Consider the following 2,679-nt stretch of genomic DNA (forward strand, 5'->3'; position numbering starts at 1 on the left):
GCGTAACGACCGTTCGGGCCCTACGCGACGGGAGGGAAGGCCCCGGACTATCGGCCGTCGGGGTCGAACTCCGTCCGCTCGGGCGCCGGCGGATCGCCGTCGGTCGGCCGAACGGTCCGGTACGTGCGGCGGTAGCGAGCCAGCTTCCGGAAGAGGAAGTAGCCGATCGCGACGTTGTACGCGATCACGTACGTCACGATCGCGCCCTCGGTGGACAGGGGAACGGCGGCGGTCAGCAACCCGGGGACCACGCCGACGGTGGCGTTGTACGTCGCGTGGACGACCGCGGCGATCAGGAGCCCCTTCACGACGAGCGGGCCGGCGTGCTCGGGGTTGAACTTCGCGAGCCCGAGGTAGTAGCCGGCGATCGCCGAGTAGATGACGTGGCCCGGTCCGACGAGGCCGCGGAGGGTGGCGATGCCGGCGGCGACGCCGAGCAGACCCGCGTCCGCCTCCGCGACGGTGGCCGAGATGTAGATGGCGTTCTCGATGGCGGCGAAGCCGAGGCCGGCGACCGCGCCGTAGACCGCGCCGTCGATGACCGCGTCGAAGGTGTCGCTCCGGTAGGCGAACACCCGCACCGCGAGCAGTTTGACCGTCTCCTCGACGGGGCCGACGATCAGGAAGAAAAAGAGCACCGAGCCGATCGCGGGCCCGAGGATCGCCTGCATCGGCGGGCCCGCAACCGAGTTGACGACCGCGGCGAAGGTGGCGAACAGCACCGCCAGCACGAAGGTCGCCACGAGCAGCCCGAGCGGCTCGTTCGTCGTCACGTCGGCGTACCAGATGAACGCGGCGAGCGCGGCGGCCGGGACGATCGAGAGGCCGAAGAACGCGGCCACGGGCGGCTCCTCGACCACCAGTACCGCCGGCTGAACCAGCAACGCGAGCGTGATCAGCGCCGCGGTGGCGACCACGATCCAGTGGACCCCGAAGAAGAGGCCCCGGTACAGCGACAGCGAGAGTCGATCGAGGCGCGATCGGGGCTCCCACGTCGCCACCTCCTGGAGATCCCTCGACTCGTCGGCCGATCGTTCGACCGGGTCGCGACGACGTCGCATACCGGGGACACGTCGTCCGGCGAGAAATATCACCGGGTGCCGGCAGCGTCGGCGACGGGCGGGAGGGCACCTCCGCGCCCGCCCCCGTCGCCCGAGCCACCGGCAGCGCCAGCCGCCCGAGCCGACGGGCCGACGGGCGATTCGGCGGGCTGGTTAGCCGGTCCAGCGGACGTGCGATGGCTCGCCAGCCGGTCCAGCGGACGCGCGATGGCTCGGCGGGCGATCCGACGGACGCATGATGGCTCGGCGGGCGATCCCACGGACGCGCGATGGCTCGGCGGGCGATCCCACGGACGTCCGGCGACCCGGCAGGCACAAATCCCCTCCCGGTCGAACGCGATACCATGCACTTCGATCAACGAACGCAGCGGGCGCTGGGCGAGGTCGGTCTCGATCGGGACGAGCTCCGGGCGGCCTCGGACGCGGTCGTCGAGGCCGTCCGGGCCGACGCCCGCGAACTCGAGGCCTTCTTCGACGCCCGCGAGGCGGTCTACTCGGACATGGAGAAAGCCCACTCCAGCGCCGAGTTCCCCGAACACGCGGTCGAGTCGCTCGACGTCACCACCCACGGCCCCGAGATGCGCGGCTGGCTCCGCTTCGAGAGCTGGGGCGCGTTCGTCGAGGACGGTCGCATCCTCGGCGAGGACTACGTCGAGCTGACGCTGGGGCCGCCGGTGCACGCGCGAGTCCGATTCGCGCCGGACCGCGAGACGCTGCGGTGAGCACCATGGCCGAACGGGACGGAGACGGGCGGGACGGAAAGGGCGAACGATCCGAGACGGAAGAGCGGGACGAAGAAGGCGAACGAACCGAAGAACGCGAACGATCCGAGACGGAAGAGCGGGACGAAGAAGGCGAACGAACCGAGGAAGGCGAGCGGGACGAGGGCCCGATCCGCGTCCGCGTCCGCGGCATCTACGCCACCGCCGTCACCCGGCTGTGCCGCGAGGCCGGCCACCACGTCGTTCAGGCGTCGGAGCCGATCCGCGACCGGTTCGACGCGACGTTCGAGACGGCACCGGCGGACGTGCGGATCGAGACGACGAGGGATCGGGAGGGGATCGAAGTGTCGGGACCGGCCGACGCGGTCGACGCGGTGGCCTCGTCGCTCGCGTCCGTCGCGATCGACGCCTTCCGGTGGGACGACCCGGTCCCGCGGGGTGGCGTCTTCGACGCCGCGGTCCGGGAGGCGGGCGGGGGCAGCGGCGCGGTCGTCGACCTCGGAAACGGCGAGCGCGGCTACCTGCGGTACGACGACGTTGACGGCTACGTCGACGGCGGCGACCGCTACCGCGTGCAGGTTCGGGAGCCGACGCCGCCCTGGGACGACGACCGGCCGCGGGTCTCGCCGTCGGTCGCGGTCGAGGGCGGACTCTGCACGCTCTCTCGCGATCGTTCCGGCGTCACCGCGGCCGTCCGAGGCGGCCGGGGCGACGAGCTGGTCGGGATGACGGACCTGCTCTCGGCCGAGGCGCCCGACGGGTGGGGACTCCGGTGGGAGCGACCCGCAGACGACGCCGACCTGGACGCGATGGCCGCCGCGCTCGAGCGGGCCGCCGAGCGGGCCGAGGAACTCGAGGGCGCGCTCGCCGACGCGCCCGCGGAGCCGGGCGAGCCA

The 2,679-nt window shown here is 72.4% G+C and carries 2 protein-coding genes and 1 pseudogene; 2 read left to right on the forward strand and 1 reads right to left on the reverse strand.

Annotated features, from left to right (window positions below; all coding sequences use genetic code 11):
• Nucleotides 1–47 precede the first annotated feature (47 nt).
• Nucleotides 48–1,061 carry a PrsW family intramembrane metalloprotease gene (locus tag QZT59_RS03400; RefSeq protein ID WP_290811338.1) on the reverse strand — a complete coding sequence of 338 codons (1,014 nt, stop codon included), beginning with the start codon at nt 1,059–1,061 and terminating at the stop codon, nt 48–50.
• Between the two features lie 344 nt (nt 1,062–1,405).
• Here QZT59_RS03400 and QZT59_RS03405 point away from each other — a divergent pair, with 344 nt between their 5' ends.
• Both QZT59_RS03405 and QZT59_RS03410 read left to right on the forward strand, forming a co-directional pair.
• Nucleotides 1,406–1,783: a hypothetical protein gene (locus QZT59_RS03405; RefSeq protein ID WP_290811341.1), complete on the forward strand. Its 378-nt coding sequence runs from the start codon at nt 1,406–1,408 to the stop codon at nt 1,781–1,783.
• Nucleotides 1,784–1,788: 5 nt separating this feature from the next.
• Nucleotides 1,789–2,679 (forward strand): annotated as a pseudogene (locus QZT59_RS03410) (hypothetical protein); the annotation flags it as partial.

The sequence above is a fragment of the Halovivax sp. genome (genome assembly GCA_007119345.1).
GTDB lineage: Archaea > Halobacteriota > Halobacteria > Halobacteriales > Natrialbaceae > Halovivax.